This is a genomic window from Caballeronia sp. LZ019, from assembly GCF_031450825.1.
Taxonomy (GTDB): domain Bacteria; phylum Pseudomonadota; class Gammaproteobacteria; order Burkholderiales; family Burkholderiaceae; genus Caballeronia.
The window spans coordinates 618,096-635,758 of record NZ_JARTVZ010000005.1 but is presented as its reverse complement, the minus strand read 5'-3'; the positions used below and the strand labels follow the sequence as shown (position 1 = coordinate 635,758).

The following is a 17,663-nucleotide window of genomic DNA, read 5'->3' as shown; positions in this document are numbered from 1 at the left end:
ATGGTGAGCCGCCGGGCGCGCCGCTACAATGCGTCCATGTCGAAATCCAAACACGTGTCCGAAACGCCCGCGACGCAATTCCTGCGCCGTCACAAGGTGGCGTTCGGCGAGCACCCTTACGATTACGTCGAACACGGCGGCACCGAAGAGTCCGCGCGGCAACTCGGCGTGGATGAGCATTGCGTCGTCAAGACGCTCGTGATGGAAGACGAGCACGCGAAGCCGCTCATCGTGCTGATGCACGGCGACCGCACCGTGTCCACCAAGAACCTGGCGCGCCAGACGGGCGCGAAGCGCATCGAGCCGTGCAAGCCCGACGTGGCGAACCGGCATTCGGGCTATCTCGTCGGCGGGACGTCGCCGTTCGGCACGAAGAAAGCGATGCCCGTGTACGTCGAATCGAGCATCCTCGAACTTGGCACCATCTATCTGAACGGCGGGCGGCGCGGGTATCTCGTGAGCCTCGATCCGGCGGTGCTCACCGCACTGCTCGATGCAAAGCCCGTGCAGTGCGCGAGCGTCGATTAGAATGCTGACCGCGCTTTTCAAGACACAAGAGACAACATGATTTATCTGATCGTCGCCGTCGCGTCCTATCTGATCGGCTCGATTTCGTTCGCCGTCGTCGTGAGCCGTGCGATGGGCCTTGCCGATCCGCGTTCCTACGGCTCCGGCAATCCCGGCGCGACCAACGTGCTGCGCACCGGCAACAAGCGCGCGGCGATCCTGACGCTTCTCGGCGATGCGTTCAAGGGCTGGCTGCCCGTGTGGCTCGTCGGGCATTTCGGCGCGGGTTACGGCCTCGATGCGACCGGGCTTGCCACGGTCGTCGCGCTGTCCGCGATTGCCGTGTTCCTCGGGCATCTGTACCCGGTGTTCTTCCGCTTCCAGGGCGGCAAGGGCGTCGCGACGGCGGCGGGCGTGCTGCTCGCGGTTCATCCGGTGCTCGGGCTCGCGACGCTGCTGACCTGGTTGATCATCGCGTTCTTCTTCCGCTATTCGTCGCTCGCGGCGCTCGTCGCGGCCGTGTTCGCGCCGCTGTTTCAGGCGTTTCTGTTCGGGCCGAGCCGCGTCTCGCTCGCCGTGCTGGCGATGAGCGTGCTGCTCGTCTGGCGGCATCGCGCGAACATTTCGAAGCTGATCGCGGGCAAGGAAAGCCGGATCGGCGACAAGAAAAAGCCGGCGGCCACCGAATAAAAAAGCCGTTCCGCATTGCGCGGAACGGCTTTCTTCTTTGATGCGCAGCGAACCCGCTTAGTCGCGGAAGTTGTTGAAGTCGAGCGGCGTGTCCGTCACGTCCTTCTTCAAAAGCGCGATGGTGCTTTGCAAGTCGTCGCGCTTCGCGCCGGTCACGCGCACGGCGTCGCCCTGAATGCTCGCCTGCACCTTGATCTTGCTGTCCTTCACCATCTTGACGATCTTCTTCGCGAGATCGCCCGAGACGCCTTTCTTGATCGTGACGACCTGCTTCAGCTTGTCGCCGCCAATCTTCTCCTGCTTGCCGTAGTCGAGGAACCGCACGTCGACGCCGCGCTTCGCCAGCTTCGACAGCAGCACGTCCTTGACCTGGCCGAGCTTGAAGTCGTCATCGGCGTAGAGCGTCAGTTCGCGCTCCTTCTGCTCGACGCGTGAATCGGAACCCTTGAAGTCGAAGCGCGTCGAGATTTCCTTGTTGGACTGCTCGATGGCGTTCTTCACTTCGATCATGTTTGCTTCGCTGACGACGTCAAACGATGGCATCTGTTTTTCCCCTTGCTTGAGGCGAGCGCCCGGGAGCGGCTCGCGCAATCGCTATAATCACGGACCTGACGTCATTCTACCGACGCGCCTTGAATTTCCCCAAGACTGCGCGCGTTTCCCGGCTTCTCCACGCGGTATCCCATGCCCCACGCTCAACTACTCGCGGATTACTCCCTGCGGCCGCACAACACATTCGGCTTCGACGTGCGTGCGCGTCACGCGATGCGAATCGACAGCGTCGATGCCGCCGCCGCACTGGCGCACGATGCGCGCATCGCCGGCCTGCCGAAGCTCGTGCTGGGCGGCGGCAGCAATATCGTGCTGACGCGCGATTTCGACGGCGTCGCGCTGATCGTCGGCATCATGGGAAAACGCGTGATCGGCGAGGACGGCGACGCGTGGCTCGTCGAAGCGGGCGCGGGTGAGAACTGGCACGAGTTCGTCGCGTGGACGCTCGCACACGGCATGCCGGGCCTCGAAAACCTCGCGCTCATTCCGGGCACGGTCGGCGCGGCGCCCATTCAGAACATCGGCGCGTATGGCCTCGAAATGGGCGAGCGGTTTGAACGCCTTCACGCGATTGAACTCGCGACCGGCGCGCACGCCGAATTCGACCGCGACGCGTGCGCGTTCGGCTATCGCGACAGCTTCTTCAAGCGGGCGGGGCGCGGGCAATTCGTGATTACGTCGGTCGTCTTCCGGCTGCCGAAAGCGTGGACGTCGCGCGCCGATTACGCCGATGTCGCTCGCGCGCTGGAAGGCGCATCGACTTGCGACGCGCAGGCCATCTTCGATGCGGTCATCGCCGTGCGTCGCGCGAAGCTGCCCGACTGGACCGTGCTGGGTAACGCGGGGAGCTTCTTCAAGAACCCGGTCGTCAGCGCGGATGCGTTCGAATCGCTGCAATCGCGCGAGCCGGGCATCGTGTCGTACCGTCAGGCCGATGGTCAGGTGAAGCTCGCCGCCGGGTGGCTGATCGACCGTTGCGGGTGGAAAGGGCGCGGCATCGGCGGGGCTGCGGTGCACGAGCGGCAGGCGCTCGTGCTCGTGAATCGCGGCAATGCAACCGGTGCGCAAGTGATCGAACTCGCCGAAGCGATCAAGCGCGATGTGCTCGCGCGCTTCGGCGTGGAACTGGAGATGGAGCCGGTCTGCTTCTGAGCCCGGGGTTCTCGCCGGAGCCTGCGGCTCAGTGGTTCAGCTTGCCGAGCAGCAGATATTCCATGAGCGCCTTCTGCACGTGCAGGCGATTTTCCGCCTCGTCCCAGACCACGCTCTGCGGGCCGTCGATGACGTCCGCGCTCACTTCCTCTCCGCGATGCGCGGGCAGGCAATGCATGAAAAGCGCATCGGGATGGGCGCGCGCCATCATCTCTGCATCGACACAATAGTCGGCGAACGCCTTCATGCGCGCCTCGTTTTCCGCTTCGAAGCCCATGCTGGTCCAGACGTCCGTCGTCACGAGGTCCGCGCCCTGACAGGCTTCGTTCGGGTCGTCGAATTCCTCGTAGAACGGCGCGCTATCCGCCGATACCAGCGCGCGATCCAGCTTGTAGCCTTGCGGCGTCGACAGGCGCAGTTTGAAGCCGAGAATCTGCGCGGCTTCGATCCACGTGTACAGCATGTTGTTGGCGTCGCCGACCCACGCGACGGTCTTGCCGTGAATCGGCCCGCGATGTTCGTAGTACGTGAAGATATCGGCGAGCACCTGGCACGGATGGTACTCGTTGGTCAGCCCATTGATGACCGGCACGCGCGAACTCTCGGCAAAACGCCGGATGATGTCCTGCCCGAACGTGCGGATCATGATGATGTCCACCATGCGCGAGATGACCTGCGCCGAATCCTCGATCGGCTCGCCCCGGCCGAGTTGCGTGTCGCGCGTGTTCATGAACACCGCGTGGCCGCCGAGCTGGAAGATGCCGGCTTCGAACGACAGGCGCGTGCGCGTCGAACTTTTCTCGAAGATCATCGCGAGCGTGCGATCGTGCAGCGGATGGTACGTCTCGTAGTTCTTGAACTTGCGCTTCAGGATGCGGGCGCGTTCGAGCACGTACTCGTAGTCGTCGAGCGAAAAATCCTTGAACTGCAGATAGTGGCGAATTTTCTTGGCGGTCATGAAAACGCAAGCGGCGGCTTCGAACCGGCTGCGCACCCTGAATAACGAGCGTCGCCAGACCGGGCGGCGCCGCCGTCGGAGTGGGTATCGCGTTCGAGCATAAAGGATTTTGCGAACTTTTACGAGGCTCGCCGAAAGGCGGATGTTCGTGCGACACGTCCGGCGCACGGGGCTTTCCGCCGGGTTTGTGCCGGTTCCCGCACGCGTGTGCGCTGCGGAAAAGAGGGGGCTGCGGTATAATCGCTGCCGCTTGTTTCATCAACTCTGCAACACTCAGTAACGGCTCAGCAGCGGCTCAGCAGCGGCTCAGCACCGGCTCAACACCGTTTCTCGCGCTCAGCCGGCGACACTCGCAAGAGGTCCGCTGCATTCCCTCGGCACATGCGAATCCGCCGTGCTGCCGAGTCCGCCATCGTGCCGCGGGCGTGAACGGTCTTCTTCGGGCTGTATCGCAAAGCATCGCCCGGCGTCATTGCGTGCGGGCCGCGCGGGTCCCGCGTCGAGCGTGTGCATTCGCCGGTGCCGCCACCGGCCGACAAAAGGTAAGGCTACATGGCTGAATCATCCCCGACCCAGTACTTCATTCAAGGCATTACCAAGAACGGGCGAAAGTTTCGCCCGAGCGACTGGTCGGAGCGCCTGTGCGGTGTCATGTCGGCGTATGGTCCGAAAGCGAAGGGGCCGAATGCGCGCCTGCAGTATTCCATCTACGTGCGCCCGACGATGATCGGCGACATCAAGGTCGTCATTCTCGATTCACGCCTGCGCGAAATTGAGCCGATGGCTTTCGACTTCGTGCTGAACTTCGCGAAGGACAACGACCTGCAGGTGACGGAAGCGTGCGAATTGCCGCCGCATCACGGCACGCAGACCGCGACGCCGCCGAAAGCCTGATCGAAAGGCTCGGACGGACGCAAAAAAGCCCGCGAAAGCGGGCTTTTTCGTTACTGCGCAGCGGAAACAGGAAGCCGTTCCGGCGAACGCCCCGCGATGGAGGCATGCGCCGGACGCGAGCCGGAATTACTGGGCTGCGGGAGCCTGCAGACCCTTGATGGCTGCAGCCAGGCGGCTCTTGTGACGAGCGGCCTTGTTCTTGTGGACGATCTTCTTGTCCGCGATGATGTCGATCGTCTTGACCGACGACTTGAACACTTCGGCAGCCTTGGCTTGGTCGCCGGCATCGATTGCCTTGCGAACTGCCTTGATGGCCGTGCGGAACTTCGAGCGCAGCGCCGAGTTGTGCGAGTTGGCTTTGGCGGCCTGACGGGCGCGCTTGCGAGCTTGTGCGGTATTTGCCATGACGGTTCCTTGTCCTGTTTCTGCTGTTACTTGCCGGAGCGGCTTCACCGGTTGGCCGGCGGTGGCCGGAAGCGGTGAACGATGCGCGCTGCCTTGATCTGAAATCCGGGGAACGATTGCCCCGAAACGTTAAAGCGGTACTGAAACGATACCCGTACGGCCTTGCGAGACCGTGAAGGCACCTCGCGTTCGACACAAAATGGCCGAAACGGAGCTTCGGAACCCGCGATTATAGCAAGCCAATACGAGATGTGACAAGCGCGGACTATCTTCGCGGCAGTGTCCCCGCCCGGCGACGGATTGGTGCAATCCGTCAAACTCGCGGACTCGCACGCCAGCGTTGCGGGGGAGGGTCATGCGTGGCCCGTATAATAAGCGCCCCATGAATCTATTCCGAGCCCTCCTGACGGTCAGCGGCTTCACGCTGCTGTCGCGCGTGACCGGCCTGATCCGCGAAACGCTGATCGCCCGTGCCTTCGGCGCCAGTCTCTACACCGACGCGTTCTACGTCGCGTTCCGCATTCCGAACCTGCTGCGGCGCCTGTCCGCGGAAGGCGCGTTCGCGCAGGCGTTCGTGCCGATCCTCGCCGAGTTCAAGAACAGCAAGGGTCACGACCCGACCAAGGCGCTCGTCGACGCGATGTTGACCGTGCTGACATGGGGCCTCGTCGTGCTGTCGCTCGTAGGCATGGCGGGCGCGAGCTGGGTCGTGTTCGCGGTCGCGTCGGGGCTGAAGCACGATGGCGGCGCTTATCCGCTCGCCGTCGAGATGACGCGCATCATGTTCCCGTACATCGTCTTCATCTCGATGACGACGCTCGCCTCGGGCGTGCTCAACACGTACAAGCAGTTCTCGCTGCCGGCTTTCGCGCCGGTGCTGCTCAACGTGGCGTTCATCGTCGCGGCCGTGTTCGTCGCGCCGCACCTGAAGATGCCGGTCTACGCGCTCGCCTATGCGGTGATCGCGGGCGGCGTGCTGCAATTGCTCGTGCAACTGCCGGGGCTCAGGAAGATCGACATGATGCCGCACGTCGGGCTCAACTTCCGCCGCGCGCTGGCGCATCCCGGCGTGAAGCGCGTGCTCGCGAAGATGGTGCCCGCGACGTTCGCGGTGTCCGTCGGGCAGCTGAGTCTCATCATCAACACGAACATCGCGTCGAATATCGGGCAGGGCGCGGTGTCGTGGATCAACTATGCCGACCGGCTGATGGAATTCCCGACCGCGCTGCTCGGCGCGGCGCTCGGCACCATCCTCCTGCCGAGTCTGTCGAAGGCGCACGTCGATGCCGACGCCGTCGAATATTCGGCGCTCCTCGACTGGGGCCTGCGCATCACCTTTCTGCTCGCCGCGCCGAGCGCGGTCGCGCTGTTTTTCTTCGCGCAGCCGCTCACCGCGACGCTTTTCCACTACGGCAAGTTCGACGGTCATTCGGTCGTGATGGTCGGACGCGCGCTGTCGGCGTACGGCATCGGGCTGATCGGCCTGATTCTGATCAAGATCCTCGCGCCCGGTTTCTACGCGAAGCAGGACATCAAGACGCCGGTGAAGATCGCCATCGGCGTGCTGATCATGACGCAGGTCAGCAATTACATCTTCGTGCCGATCTTCTCGCACGCGGGGCTCACGCTGTCGATCGGCCTCGGCGCGCTCGCCAACGCGTTCCTGCTGTTCGTGGGCCTGCGCCGCCGCGAGATTTACCGGCCGTCGCCGGGCTGGATGCGCTTTTTCGTGCAGTTGACCGGCGCGTGTCTCGTGCTCGCGGGCGCAATGCATTGGGTGTCGCTGAACTTCGACTGGATCGGCATGCGCGCGACGCCGTTTGCACGAATCGTGCTGCTCGGAGCAAGCCTGGTTCTGTTCGCGGCGCTATATTTCGGTATTCTGTCCGGGATGGGCTTCAAGTACGCCTATTTCAAGAGACGCACGCTTTGATGACAACGACGCGCATCCTCGACTACTTCTCCTCGCTGATGGCGGACGACGAAAGTCTGCCGCTCACGGAGGCCGCTTTGTCGCTGGCGCAGGATGCGTATCCCGACCTCGACATGCAGGCGGTGCTTGCGGAGATGGACGAACTGGTCGTCCGGGCCCGCCGCCGCATGCCTGACGACGCCGATATCCGTCAGAAAGTCGACGCGCTCAACCGTTATTTCTTCCGCGAGCTGGGCTTCTCCAGCAATCTGAACGATTACTACGACCCGGACAACAGCCATCTGAACGCGGTGTTGCGCCGTCGCCGCGGCATTCCTATCTCGCTTGCGGTGATTTATCTGGAAATGGCCGAGCAGCTTGGCCTGCCGGTGCGCGGCGTGTCGTTTCCGGGTCATTTCCTGTTACGCGTCACGACGCCCGACAGCGATCTGATGCTCGACCCGACGACGGGGCAGACGCTTTCCGAAGCGCAGATGGTGGAAATGCTCGAGCCGTATGTGCAGCGCGCGGGCGAATCCATCGGCAGCGCGTTGCGCGTGCTGCTGCAGCCGGCGACGCGCCGCGAGATCGTCGCGCGGATGCTGCGCAATCTGAAGAGCATCTACCTGCAGACGGAGCGCTGGCAGCGCCTGCTCGCCGTGCAGCAGCGGCTCGTGATCGTGCTGCCCGGCAGCATCGAGGAAGTGCGCGACCGCGGGTTCGCGTATGCCCGGCTCGATTATCTGCGGCCGGCGCTCGAAGACCTCGCGCGATATCTCGAAGACCGCCCCGACGCGGAAGACGCGACCATCGTCGAATCGGAGCTGCACGAGCTTCGCCAGCGCGCGCAGCACGACGACGACTGACACGCCTTCGGCTTACTTCGGCTGCATGCGGATCGCGCCGTCCAGGCGGATCACTTCACCGTTGAGCATCGGATTGTCGAAGATCTGCTTCACGAGCATCGCGTATTCGTCCGGCTTGCCGAGCCGCGGCGGGAACGGGACCATCGCGCCGAGCGCATCCTGCACGTCCTGCGGCATGCCGAGCAGCATTGGCGTCTCGAAGATGCCCGGCGCAATCGTCATCACGCGGATGCCGCTCCTCGACAGATCGCGCGCGATGGGCAGCGTCATGCCGACGACCCCGCTTTTCGACGCCGCATAGGCCGCCTGGCCGATCTGCCCGTCATACGCCGCCACCGATGCCGTGTTCACGATCACGCCGCGCTCGCCCGCGCCGTTCGGCTCGTTCTTCGACATCACGTTGGCCGCGAGCCGGATCATGTTGAAGGTGCCGATCAAATTCACCGCGACGACCTTGCTGAACAGGTCGAGCGGATGAGGCCCGTCGCGTCCGACCGTCTTCGATGCTGGCGCGATGCCCGCGCAGTTCACGAGTCCGCGCAGCGTGCCGAGTTTCGTCGCGGCATCGACGGCTTGCTGCGCGTCGTTTTCCTGGCTCACGTCGCACTTCACGAATTCGCCGGCCAGTTCGCGCGCGAGGGCGACGCCCGCTTCCTCGTTCATGTCGGCAAGCACGACTTTGCCGCCGTTCGCCGCGACGAGACGCGCCGTGGCCGCGCCCAGGCCCGACGCGCCGCCGGTAATCAGAACGACGTTGTCTTTCATCTCCATGTTTCGTCTCCTTTAGTAGCTATCGTGTCGAGTGTAGCGAATCGAGGCGTAAAAAAACCCGCTCGTTCCGGAGCGGGTTTTCGATGGCTTGCGTGCGGCGTTTTACTTCAACGCATCGAACACGCGCGCGCGGATTTCATCGACGGAACCGAGGCCCGAAATCCTGCGATATTCCGGCGCCTTCAGCCCGTTCGATGGACCGGTCCTGGCCCAGTCGTTGTAATAGGCGATCAGCGGCTTGGTTTGCGCGTCGTACACGTCGAGACGCTTCTTCACGGTCTCTTCCTTGTCGTCCTCGCGCTGAATCAGCGGCTCGCCGGTGATGTCGTCGAGCATGTCGTTCTTCGGCGGATTGAACTTGACGTGATACGTACGGCCCGACGCCGAATGCACGCGGCGTCCGCTCATGCGGGCGATAATTTCATCGAATGGGACATCGATCTCGAGCACGAAGTCGATCACGACGCCGGCGTTTTTCATCGCTTCCGCTTGCGGAATGGTGCGCGGGAAACCGTCGAACAGATAGCCGTTCGCGCAGTCGCTTTCGAGCAGACGTTCCTTCACGAGATTGATGATGAGTTCGTCCGGCACCAGTTCACCCGCGTCCATGAAGCGCTTGGCCTCGACGCCGAGCGGCGAGCCCGCCTTGACGGCCGCGCGCAGCATGTCGCCGGTGGAAATCTGCGGGATGCCGAATTTTTCCTTGATGAAGTTTGCCTGGGTGCCCTTGCCCGCGCCGGGCGCGCCCAACAGGATCAAACGCATGGTGATATCTCCGAATCGTCTAGAAACCGCTCGACGCGAGCCCATGACATTCGCAGCCGACGCCCGTGCGGCGTCGACGACAGGGCGGCGCGGCCGATTCGAAAGGCGGCGCGGCACCCGCGGACAGCGGCGCAACGTTGAGCGTGGCGCTGACCGGGAGGCTCGCGCAATCGCTTGATTATGCCACGGCTCATTACGATCGCGGCCTTAATAGCGACTATGGAAACCGCTATGACGCCCGCCGCGCGGGCGTTTGGCGGGGTTTACACCGGTTGTGCGGCGCTTTCAGTTCGCGCCGGAGAAGAGCGCCTGAACGCGCGCAAGATCGGCGGGCGTATCGACGCCGGGCGGCGGCGCGTCATGCGTGACGCGGACCGCGATGCGTTCGCCGTGCCACATCGCACGCAGTTGTTCGAGCGCTTCGGCGGCTTCGATGGGCGCTTGCGCGAGCTTCGGGAAGCCGCGCAGGAACTTGGCGCGATAAGCGTATAGGCCAATATGTCGCAGCACGTTTTCGGAAACGGCTGGTTGCGCCGATAGCGCGGCGACGTCGGGCCAGTTCGGCTGCCACGCGTCGCGGGCCCAGGGAATCGGTGCGCGCGAAAAGTAGAGCGCGACGCTCTTCGCATCGAGCACGACTTTCACGACGTTCGGGTTGAACACGTCCGCGGGATCGTGGATCGGATGCGCGGCGGTCGCGATCGCGCATTCGCCGTGCGCCGCGAGATGCGCGGCCATATCTCGCACGAGTTGCGGATCGACGAGCGGTTCGTCGCCCTGCACGTTGACGACGATCGCGTCGTCGTCCCAGTTCAGGCGCGTGGCGACTTCGGCGAGGCGGTCGGTGCCGGTCGGATGATCTGCGCGCGTGAGCATCACTTCGATGCCGTGATCGCGCGCCGCTTCGACGACGCGGTCGGAGTCCGTCGCGATGAGCACCTGGCTCGCGCCCGATTCGCGCGCACGCTCGGCGACGCGCACGACCATCGGCTTGCCGCCGAGATCGGCGAGCGGCTTGTTCGGCAACCGCGTGGACGCGAGGCGCGCGGGAATGACGGCGATGAACGGCACGGACATGGCGATGACCCGATGACTATTACGCGTCGCCGACCGGCTTCAGCGGCTCGACGGGCGTGCCTTCGACCGTCTGGCGGGCTTCGTTGACGAGCATCACCGGAATACCGTCGCGGATCGGATAGGCGAGCTTGTCCGCGTTGCAGACGAGTTCCTGCGCCGCGCGGTCGTAGTTGAGCGGACCCTTGCAGATCGGGCAGACGAGGATTTCAAGCAGACGTGCGTCCACGGAGTTTCTCCACAACGAGAGCGATGAGGCGAGGCCTGAGCACGGCCTGCACGGGAACGACCCAGATGCGCGCATCGCGCCAGGCCCCGAATTTTACTGCATCCTTCTCGGTGATCAGAATCGCGTCGGCCTCCACGGCGGCGAACGGATTCTCGCGATACGAGTAGTGGTCCGGAAACGCGCGCGTCGCGGGCGCGATGCCCGCCGCGCGCAGCGTCGCGAAGAATCGCTCGGGCGAGCCGATGCCCGCTGCCGCGACCACTTTCTCGCCCGCGAAGGCGGCGAGCGGACGGCGCATCGCGGGGTCGTCGAGCAGCCACGCGTCGCCCGATTCGAGTTCGAGCGCGAAGGTGTTCGGCCACGGCGGAAGCGTGCGTTCGTAGGGGCTGTTGATGAGCGTCGCATCGCGATGACGCGACATCGGCTCGCGCAACGGCCCGGCCGGCAGCAGAAAGCCGTTGCCGCCCAGTCGGTCGTCGAATACGACGAGTTCGAACGCGCGCGCGAGGCGATAGTGCTGCAGGCCGTCGTCGCTGACGAGCACATCGACGTTGGGATGCGCTTGCAAAAGCGCTCGCGCCGCCGCGACGCGGTCCGGGCAGACGAACACCGGCGCATGCGTGCGCCTCGCGATCAGAAGCGGCTCGTCGCCGACCTCGGCAGCGGCGCTCGTCGGCGTCACGCTCGTCGCTTGCCGGACCTTCGCGCCGTATCCGCGCGAAACGACGCCCGGCTGGAAGCCCGCCGCCCGCAGCGCTTCGACGAGCGCGATCACCGTCGGCGTCTTGCCGGTCCCGCCGACGGTCACGTTCCCGACGACGACCACCGGCACGCCGACATCGACACGCTTCATCCAGCCGAGCGCGTAGAACGCGCGGCGCGTCGCGGCGATTGCGCCGAAGATGCACGCGAAGGGCGTCAGCGCCCACGCGACCGGGCCGCGCCGGCGCCACTCGCGGGCCAGAAAGTTTTCGATCGGCGGCTTGAAGTCAGACATGGACCGCCCTTGCATCGGAATGCGGCAAAGACGTCGGATACGGCAGGGCGCGCAACGGCAACTCCTTCGATGTCGGTCTCTCGTTGAACGGTTGGACCGGCGCGGCTCGTCCAAAGGTCCAGCCAGAGGAGGGCGCGCCGGTGCACGAACCCGGCACTCTATCGCGCGAGCGGGCCGTGCGCCAGTCGCCGCTGCGCGCCAGCCGGCTGTGGATAACTCTGTGAAGAACTTGCGCCGGAAGACGCGCGAATCCGCTTCGGGCAAGAGTTGCTTCGGCAGAATTCTTCGGCAGTGAGATTTAATCCATTTGAATCAATCACTTGCGACGAACTCATCGGCCTCTCGCGGCGGTTGTGGTCGTAGTCCGGTAAGTCTTCCTGTGTGGACACTTGTTACACTCGCACGCATCTGTCCGGACGCCAGCCTCGGCCCGGCGCGTTTTTATCGACTTGCAGCCATGACTCCCGACTCTTTGCCGACGCAAGGCGGCGACGCCGTCATTCCCGTTTCCGTCCTCAATCGCGCAATCGGCACGATGCTCGAACGGTCGTTTCCGCTCGTATGGGTGTCGGGCGAAGTGTCGAACTTCACGCGGGCGGCGAGCGGCCACTGGTACTTCTCGATCAAGGATGCCAATGCGCAGATGCGCTGCGTGATGTTTCGCAGCCGCGCGCAGTACGCCGAATTCACCCCGCGCGAAGGCGACAAGATCGAAGTCCGCGCCCTTGTGACGATGTACGAGCCGCGCGGCGAATTGCAGTTGAGCGTCGAAGCCGTGCGGCGAACCGGACAGGGCCGTCTCTACGAAGCGTTTCTCCGGCTCAAGGCGCAGCTCGAAAGCGAAGGACTCTTCGCCGCCGAGCGCAAGCGCAAGCTGCCGACGCATCCGCGCGGCATCGGCATCGTCACGTCGCTGCAGGCGGCCGCTTTGCGCGATGTGCTCACCACGCTCGCACGCCGCGCGCCGCATGTGCCGGTGATCGTGTATCCGGCGCCGGTGCAGGGCGCGGGCGTCGGCGCGAAGCTCGCGGCGATGGTCGAAGCCGCGAACGCTCGCCGTGAAGCCGATGCCATCGACGTGCTGATCGTGTGCCGTGGCGGCGGCTCCATCGAAGATCTGTGGGCGTTCAATGAAGAGGTGCTCGCGCGCGCGATTGCCGCAAGCAAGGTGCCGGTGGTGAGCGGCGTCGGTCACGAGACGGATTTCACGATCGCCGATTTCGCCGCCGATGTCCGCGCGCCCACGCCGACCGGCGCGGCGGAGCTCGTCAGCCCGCAGCGCGTGCTGCTGCTGCAGGAGCTGGATCATCGGCATGCGGCGCTCGCGCGCGGCTTCGGCCGGTCGATGGAACGCCGCGAGCAGCAGCTCGACTGGCTCGCGCGCCGGCTCGTGAGTCCGGCGGAGCGCCTTGCGCGGCAGCGCGTGCATCTGCGGCAACTGGCGAGCCGGCTCGCTGCGGCGGGCGGACGCCCCGTGCGCGATGCCCGCGCGCATTTTGCGCTCGTGCAGTATCGATGGGCGCGCCGTCGTCCGGATGTCGCTGCGCAAAGCGAGCATGTCTTGCGGCTGGCGGGGCGTCTCAAGAGCGCGAGCGAGCGCCGTCGCGAGCGCGAGAAAGCGTGTTTGTCGGAACTGTCGGCGCGGCTGCAAGTGCTTAGTCCGCAGCGCACGCTCGAGCGCGGCTATGCCGCATTGATCGATGCGCAAACCGGCCGCGCGCTGCGTGCGCCGAATGCGCTGAAGCCGAAGCGGCCGCTGACGGTGCACCTCGCGCAAGGATCGGCCGATGTGTTGCTCGCCGATGTCCAGCCGCGTCTGTCCGACGAATTCTGAAGCGGGCGCGGCGCATTTTTGACGTGCCGATGCCGATGTCGGCACATTGTCGCGAGCACTTTTTACGCCGCTTTTAGCGGTATGAAAGCGATCTTCCTCATAAAGGCGGGCGGTTTGCGGGGTTATCCCAACTCGCCTACAATCCATTGCTCCACTGCTTCACTCCTCACAGTCCCACAATTCACATAGAAAGGAAGCTCGCAATCATGGAACATACGCTCCCGCCGCTGCCGTTCGACAAGAACGCGCTCGCTCCGCACATGTCGGAAGAAACGCTCGAGTATCACTATGGCAAGCACCACCAGACCTATGTGACGAAGCTCAACGAGCTGATCAAGGGCACTGAATTCGAGAACCTGTCGCTCGAAGAGATCGTGAAGAAGTCGTCGGGCGGCGTGTTCAACAACTCGGCTCAGACGTGGAACCACACGTTCTTCTGGAACAGCCTGTCGCCGAACGGCGGCGGTGCTCCGACCGGCGCGCTGGCTGACGCGATCAACGCGAAGTACGGCTCGTTCGACAAGTTCAAGGAAGAGTTCGCGAAGGTCGCCGTGGGCACGTTCGGCTCGGGCTGGACCTGGCTCGTGAAGAAGACCGACGGCACGCTCGACATCGTTTCGACGAGCAACGCCGCCACGCCGCTGACCACCGACAGCAAGCCGCTCGTCACGCTGGACGTGTGGGAGCATGCGTACTACATCGACTATCGCAATGCGCGTCCGAAGTTCATCGAAGCATTCTGGAACATCGTGAACTGGGACTTCGCCGCGAAGAATTTCGGCGCCTGAGTTCGCTGCATCGTCGATGCACAACCGGCTTCGCGACAATGCCGGTCGATGCGAAAAAGCCCTCCGCGCGAGGGCTTTTTTGCGTCCGTTCGACGCGCGGCACGCTCCGGCCGAGCGATTAAAATAGCGTTCTCACGGGAACGCAATCGCATCATGAAACGCTTCGCAGCCTTATGCCTGACAGCCTGGCCGGCCGCCGCGCTGCTCTATTTCGGCCGGCATTCGGCCGCCTTTATCGTGCTGTCGGGCGTGCTCGTGCTGGCCGGGTTCGACCTGCTGCGGCCGGAGTCAAACGAGAGCGCGTAAGTCATCGCTTCTTCGCACCGCATGCGCCCGACATTGCTTCGGACAGCTTGCGTTGAGATCAACCCCGCCTCGGCGCGGCTTCCCAGTTGATATCGACGCACAGCACCTGCAAGCCAAACGGCGTCTGCGCTGCGATCGACGCCGTCACGCACAAGTGCGCCTCATTGATCGACAGGTACGGCGCCGTGAGATGCACACGCCCCGGCGCGCGCAGCGCCTCGATGAAGTACGGCCGGCGTTCCCAGCTCGCGCCTTCGGAATGCAGCAGCGGACTGAAGCGCTTCGCGCGTTGCGATGTCCGCACGACCGGCACGACGTTATCGCCGATCTGCCGCCCGGCGTGATCGAGCAGGAAGCAGCGCGCCGTATCGGCGAGTTGCAGCAATTCGCTCGTCGCGGCAATCAGCGTTTCGCCTTCCATCAGCTTGACGGCCGCACGCTCGAGCCCGCTTACGTACGGCTCGAGACGCGTCGCCTGTGCGCGCTCGCGAGCGACGACGCGTTCCCGCGATGCGGCCGACAGCGCGTCCATCGCGCTTGCCGCGACTTGCGGATGCACCGCCTCGACGCTCGGCTGCGCGAAGTACGCGCCCTGCACGAAATCGACGTTGCATTCGAGCGCGATCAACGCGTCGCGTTCGGTGCTGAGGCCGCCCATCAGCACCAGTTGCCCCGATTCATGCAGCAGCGACACGAGCCGCGGCAGCACGCGTTCGATATGCGAATGCTCGGTCGCCTGCTGAAGGATGCAGCGGTCGAGCGTCACGATATCGGGCCGCAGATGCCACACGCGATCGATATTCGAATGCTTCACGCCGAAGCCATCGAGCGCGATCACGAAGCCGGACTTGCGCAGCGAATCGACGATGTCCGTGAAGCGCGTCGTCTCGCCGCCCGCCTGCTCGGGCACTTCGAGCACGACACGCTGCGGCGGCAAGCCGATGTCCTTGAGCGCGGCGAGGAGCGCGTCGCCATAGCTCGTGTCCATCAGCGCGGCGGGATGCAGGCTCAGGAAGAGCCATTCGTCGTGGCTATCGAACGCGTTGAAGTTGCCCAGATGGAGCGATTCCGCGAGCCGCCCGAGTTCGAGCAGATCGCCGCGCCGCGCCGCCTGCGTGAACACTTCATGCGACGGCACATGGCGATGCGCTTCATCGCGCGCGCGCAGCGACGCGTGATAACCGATCGCCCGCCTGTGCGACACGGAGAACACCGGCTGAAACACGCTGAAGACCGTGTATTCGCCGTACAGCACCGTGCGACGCGAACCGTCGTCGCCTGCAACCGGGCGCGGCGGCTGGAAGCGGGGAGGGTCGATATCAACCATGCTCATGGTCTGGGCGTGCGCGAAAATCGGCTTATTGAGATAACGGCAGTCTACAAGATCGGGCGTTCGACCGTTCGAGCAAAAAACATGCAAATCGCTCGAACCGCCTGTTTGATGCGCAGGCGATGAACGGGGCGTCAAGCGAGCGTCGCGTCGCGGTGCGGCCGGCACCGGCGCGGTGCGCGGCGCACCTTCAGTTCGATTCCGACGGGTCCGGCTTCCTCGCCGTGCCACGCACTTCCGGCGCGAGCTGCCCGAAGATCCACGCGGTCGCCGCCGTGATCACGCCGACGCAGAGAAACGTCGCGTGGAAGGCGGGCAGGGAGTTCGTCTCGGTGACGCGCGGCAGAAGCCCTGTGAACGTCGACAGTATCGCGCCGGCGACGGTCACGCCGAGACTCATCGACAACATCTGCACGAGCGAGAACAGGCTGTTGCCGCTGCTCGCGCCGCCGGTGCCGAGGTCTTTCAGCGTGAGCGTGTTCATCGCGGTGAACTGCATCGAATTGACGGCGCCGAAGACGGCCAGTTGCGCGACGCGCAGCCAGAGCGGCTGATGTGCGCTCGTCAGCGCGAAACTCGCCATCATCAGGCCGACGAGCACCGTGTTCACCACCAGCACCGGCCGATAACCGAAGCGCTCGATCAGCCGCGTCACGAGCCGCTTGCTCAGCATGCCGGCGGCGGCGACGGGCAGCATCATCAGACCGGCCTGGAACGCGGTATAGCCGAGGCTCACTTGGAGCAGCAGCGGAATCAGATAAGGCATCGCGCCGCTGCCGATGCGCGCGAACAGGTTGCCCAGCAAGCCGACGCTGAACGTGTGGATCTTGAAGAGATCGAGCGAGAAGATCGGCTGCGGGACGCGCGTCGCGTGCAGGCCATAAGCGATGAAGCAGCCGAAGCTCAATATCAGCAGCACGAGCACGATGGCGTGTTGCAGGCCGAGATCGGCGAGGCCATCGAGCGAGATGGTCAGCGCGACCATGCCGACCGCGAGCAGCAGATAGCCCGCGAGATCGAAGCGCGGCGTCGCGGGATTGCGGCTGTCGGGCATATACATGTTCGTCGCGATGCAGCCGACGATGCCCACCGGCACGTTGATCAGAAAGATCCAGTGCCATGACGCGATCTGCACGAGCCAGCCGCCGAGCGTCGGTCCGATGAGCGGCCCGATCAGCCCGGGAATCGCGACGAACGCGAGTGCGGACAGATAGCGTTCGGCCGGGAACACGCGCAGCACGGCGAGCCGTCCGACGGGCAGCAGCATGGCGCCGCCCACGCCCTGCACGACGCGATAGGCGACGAGCGCCTGCAGCGATTGCGCATTCGCGCACAGCAGCGAGCCGATGGTGAACACGAGGATCGCGCTGAAGAACACGCGCTTGGTGCCGAGCTTGTCCGCGAGCCAGCCGGATACGGGAATCATCATCGCCATCGTGAGCGAGTACGCGATCACGACGCCCTGCATGCGCAGCGGCGCTTCGCCGAGACTTCTGGCCATCGCGGGCAGCGCGGTGTTGACGATGGTCGAATCGAGCGTCTGCATGAAGAAGCCCGTCGCCACGAGCCACAGCATGATGGAGAGCGATCGATCGTCTGGCTGCGCTGTGGCGGTATCGGTCATGGGCGGGCG

At 64.5% G+C, this 17,663-nt stretch carries 19 protein-coding genes; 9 read left to right on the top strand and 10 right to left on the bottom strand.

What is annotated here, in order from left to right; all coding sequences use genetic code 11:
* Positions 1 to 36: 36 nt before the first annotated feature.
* Complete coding sequence (gene ybaK, locus P9255_RS16295) at positions 37 to 528, top strand: Cys-tRNA(Pro) deacylase (RefSeq protein ID WP_309790069.1); 492 nt, start codon at positions 37 to 39, stop codon at positions 526 to 528.
* A 36-nt stretch (positions 529 to 564) separates the two neighbouring features.
* Positions 565 to 1,197: a glycerol-3-phosphate 1-O-acyltransferase PlsY gene (gene plsY / locus P9255_RS16290; RefSeq protein WP_309790068.1), complete on the top strand. Its 633-nt coding sequence runs from the start codon at positions 565 to 567 to the stop codon at positions 1,195 to 1,197.
* A gap of 57 nt (positions 1,198 to 1,254) precedes the next feature.
* On the opposite strand, the gene P9255_RS16285 is transcribed toward plsY, so the two are convergent.
* Positions 1,255 to 1,740, bottom strand: coding sequence for a YajQ family cyclic di-GMP-binding protein (locus tag P9255_RS16285; RefSeq protein WP_309764150.1), 486 nt, complete (start codon positions 1,738 to 1,740; stop codon positions 1,255 to 1,257).
* A gap of 141 nt (positions 1,741 to 1,881) precedes the next feature.
* On the opposite strand from P9255_RS16285, the gene murB reads away from it, so the two are divergent.
* Positions 1,882 to 2,901, top strand: coding sequence for a UDP-N-acetylmuramate dehydrogenase (gene murB, locus P9255_RS16280; protein WP_309790067.1), 1,020 nt, complete (start codon positions 1,882 to 1,884; stop codon positions 2,899 to 2,901).
* Positions 2,902 to 2,929: 28 nt separating this feature from the next.
* Here the strand turns inward: murB and argF are convergent, their stop codons facing one another.
* Complete coding sequence (argF, locus tag P9255_RS16275; RefSeq protein ID WP_309790066.1) at positions 2,930 to 3,859, bottom strand: ornithine carbamoyltransferase; 930 nt, start codon at positions 3,857 to 3,859, stop codon at positions 2,930 to 2,932.
* 552 nt (positions 3,860 to 4,411) lie between these two features.
* Here argF and P9255_RS16270 point away from each other — a divergent pair.
* Positions 4,412 to 4,753 carry a DUF3579 domain-containing protein gene (locus P9255_RS16270; protein WP_309790065.1) on the top strand — a complete coding sequence of 114 codons (342 nt, stop codon included), beginning with the start codon at positions 4,412 to 4,414 and terminating at the stop codon, positions 4,751 to 4,753.
* 126 nt (positions 4,754 to 4,879) lie between these two features.
* Here P9255_RS16270 and rpsT read toward each other — a convergent pair whose 3' ends face one another.
* Entirely contained in the window at positions 4,880 to 5,158 is a 279-nt protein-coding gene (gene rpsT, locus P9255_RS16265) for a 30S ribosomal protein S20 (RefSeq protein WP_309764154.1), read from the bottom strand.
* A 382-nt stretch (positions 5,159 to 5,540) separates the two neighbouring features.
* On the opposite strand from rpsT, the gene murJ reads away from it, so the two are divergent.
* Together murJ and P9255_RS16255 are read left to right on the top strand one after the other, a co-directional pair.
* Positions 5,541 to 7,091 (top strand): murein biosynthesis integral membrane protein MurJ, encoded by a 1,551-nt coding sequence (gene murJ / locus P9255_RS16260; RefSeq protein WP_309790064.1) that lies wholly within the window; start codon positions 5,541 to 5,543, stop codon positions 7,089 to 7,091.
* Positions 7,091 to 7,936: a SirB1 family protein gene (locus tag P9255_RS16255; RefSeq protein ID WP_309790063.1), complete on the top strand. Its 846-nt coding sequence runs from the start codon at positions 7,091 to 7,093 to the stop codon at positions 7,934 to 7,936. Before murJ ends, P9255_RS16255 begins: the two co-directional genes overlap by 1 nt.
* A 12-nt stretch (positions 7,937 to 7,948) precedes the next feature.
* Here the strand turns inward: P9255_RS16255 and P9255_RS16250 are convergent, their stop codons facing one another.
* The 5 genes from P9255_RS16250 to lpxK all read right to left on the bottom strand — a co-directional run bounded on the left by P9255_RS16250 (position 7,949) and on the right by lpxK (position 11,772).
* Positions 7,949 to 8,707, bottom strand: coding sequence for a 3-hydroxyacyl-CoA dehydrogenase (locus P9255_RS16250; RefSeq protein WP_309764157.1), 759 nt, complete (start codon positions 8,705 to 8,707; stop codon positions 7,949 to 7,951).
* Positions 8,708 to 8,809: 102 nt separating this feature from the next.
* Positions 8,810 to 9,472: an adenylate kinase gene (gene adk, locus P9255_RS16245; protein ID WP_309764158.1), complete on the bottom strand. Its 663-nt coding sequence runs from the start codon at positions 9,470 to 9,472 to the stop codon at positions 8,810 to 8,812.
* A 285-nt stretch (positions 9,473 to 9,757) separates the two neighbouring features.
* Positions 9,758 to 10,549: a 3-deoxy-manno-octulosonate cytidylyltransferase gene (gene kdsB / locus P9255_RS16240; RefSeq protein ID WP_309790062.1), complete on the bottom strand. Its 792-nt coding sequence runs from the start codon at positions 10,547 to 10,549 to the stop codon at positions 9,758 to 9,760.
* Between the two features lie 19 nt (positions 10,550 to 10,568).
* The gene (locus P9255_RS16235) at positions 10,569 to 10,775 is read right to left on the bottom strand and encodes a Trm112 family protein (protein WP_309790061.1); all 207 of its coding nucleotides are present in this window, start codon (positions 10,773 to 10,775) and stop codon (positions 10,569 to 10,571) included.
* On the bottom strand, positions 10,756 to 11,772 hold the full coding sequence (gene lpxK / locus P9255_RS16230; protein ID WP_309790060.1) for a tetraacyldisaccharide 4'-kinase: 1,017 nt from the start codon (positions 11,770 to 11,772) through the stop codon (positions 10,756 to 10,758). The genes P9255_RS16235 and lpxK overlap by 20 nt, the downstream gene beginning before the upstream one ends.
* A gap of 457 nt (positions 11,773 to 12,229) precedes the next feature.
* On the opposite strand from lpxK, the gene xseA reads away from it, so the two are divergent.
* The 3 genes from xseA (at position 12,230) to P9255_RS16215 (ending at position 14,700) form a co-directional block, all read left to right on the top strand.
* A complete protein-coding gene (gene xseA, locus P9255_RS16225) occupies positions 12,230 to 13,606 on the top strand; it encodes an exodeoxyribonuclease VII large subunit (protein WP_309790059.1) in 1,377 nt (458 codons plus the stop codon).
* Between the two features lie 206 nt (positions 13,607 to 13,812).
* Positions 13,813 to 14,394, top strand: a complete 582-nt coding sequence (locus P9255_RS16220) for a Fe-Mn family superoxide dismutase (RefSeq protein ID WP_309764163.1) — start codon at positions 13,813 to 13,815, stop codon at positions 14,392 to 14,394.
* A gap of 153 nt (positions 14,395 to 14,547) precedes the next feature.
* Entirely contained in the window at positions 14,548 to 14,700 is a 153-nt protein-coding gene (locus tag P9255_RS16215; RefSeq protein WP_309764164.1) for a hypothetical protein, read from the top strand.
* A gap of 58 nt (positions 14,701 to 14,758) precedes the next feature.
* Here P9255_RS16215 and P9255_RS16210 read toward each other — a convergent pair whose 3' ends face one another.
* Complete coding sequence (locus P9255_RS16210; RefSeq protein ID WP_309790058.1) at positions 14,759 to 16,033, bottom strand: EAL domain-containing protein; 1,275 nt, start codon at positions 16,031 to 16,033, stop codon at positions 14,759 to 14,761.
* A gap of 187 nt (positions 16,034 to 16,220) precedes the next feature.
* On the bottom strand, positions 16,221 to 17,654 hold the full coding sequence (gene mdtD, locus P9255_RS16205) for a multidrug transporter subunit MdtD (protein WP_309790057.1): 1,434 nt from the start codon (positions 17,652 to 17,654) through the stop codon (positions 16,221 to 16,223).
* Positions 17,655 to 17,663: the final 9 nt, after the last annotated feature.

Coding starts and splice junctions, on each gene's coding strand:
- adk (WP_309764158.1), bottom strand. CDS start 9,472: ATGCGTTTGATCCTGTTGGGCGCGCCCGGCGCGGGCAAGGGCACCCAG.
- xseA (WP_309790059.1), top strand. CDS start 12,230: ATGACTCCCGACTCTTTGCCGACGCAAGGCGGCGACGCCGTCATTCCC.
- mdtD (WP_309790057.1), bottom strand. CDS start 17,654: ATGACCGATACCGCCACAGCGCAGCCAGACGATCGATCGCTCTCCATC.
- murB (WP_309790067.1), top strand. CDS start 1,882: ATGCCCCACGCTCAACTACTCGCGGATTACTCCCTGCGGCCGCACAAC.
- P9255_RS16285 (WP_309764150.1), bottom strand. CDS start 1,740: ATGCCATCGTTTGACGTCGTCAGCGAAGCAAACATGATCGAAGTGAAG.
- lpxK (WP_309790060.1), bottom strand. CDS start 11,772: ATGTCTGACTTCAAGCCGCCGATCGAAAACTTTCTGGCCCGCGAGTGG.
- murJ (WP_309790064.1), top strand. CDS start 5,541: ATGAATCTATTCCGAGCCCTCCTGACGGTCAGCGGCTTCACGCTGCTG.
- ybaK (WP_309790069.1), top strand. CDS start 37: ATGTCGAAATCCAAACACGTGTCCGAAACGCCCGCGACGCAATTCCTG.
- P9255_RS16250 (WP_309764157.1), bottom strand. CDS start 8,707: ATGGAGATGAAAGACAACGTCGTTCTGATTACCGGCGGCGCGTCGGGC.
- P9255_RS16215 (WP_309764164.1), top strand. CDS start 14,548: ATGAAACGCTTCGCAGCCTTATGCCTGACAGCCTGGCCGGCCGCCGCG.
- P9255_RS16270 (WP_309790065.1), top strand. CDS start 4,412: ATGGCTGAATCATCCCCGACCCAGTACTTCATTCAAGGCATTACCAAG.
- P9255_RS16210 (WP_309790058.1), bottom strand. CDS start 16,033: ATGAGCATGGTTGATATCGACCCTCCCCGCTTCCAGCCGCCGCGCCCG.
- P9255_RS16220 (WP_309764163.1), top strand. CDS start 13,813: ATGGAACATACGCTCCCGCCGCTGCCGTTCGACAAGAACGCGCTCGCT.
- P9255_RS16255 (WP_309790063.1), top strand. CDS start 7,091: ATGACAACGACGCGCATCCTCGACTACTTCTCCTCGCTGATGGCGGAC.
- argF (WP_309790066.1), bottom strand. CDS start 3,859: ATGACCGCCAAGAAAATTCGCCACTATCTGCAGTTCAAGGATTTTTCG.
- plsY (WP_309790068.1), top strand. CDS start 565: ATGATTTATCTGATCGTCGCCGTCGCGTCCTATCTGATCGGCTCGATT.
- rpsT (WP_309764154.1), bottom strand. CDS start 5,158: ATGGCAAATACCGCACAAGCTCGCAAGCGCGCCCGTCAGGCCGCCAAA.
- kdsB (WP_309790062.1), bottom strand. CDS start 10,549: ATGTCCGTGCCGTTCATCGCCGTCATTCCCGCGCGCCTCGCGTCCACG.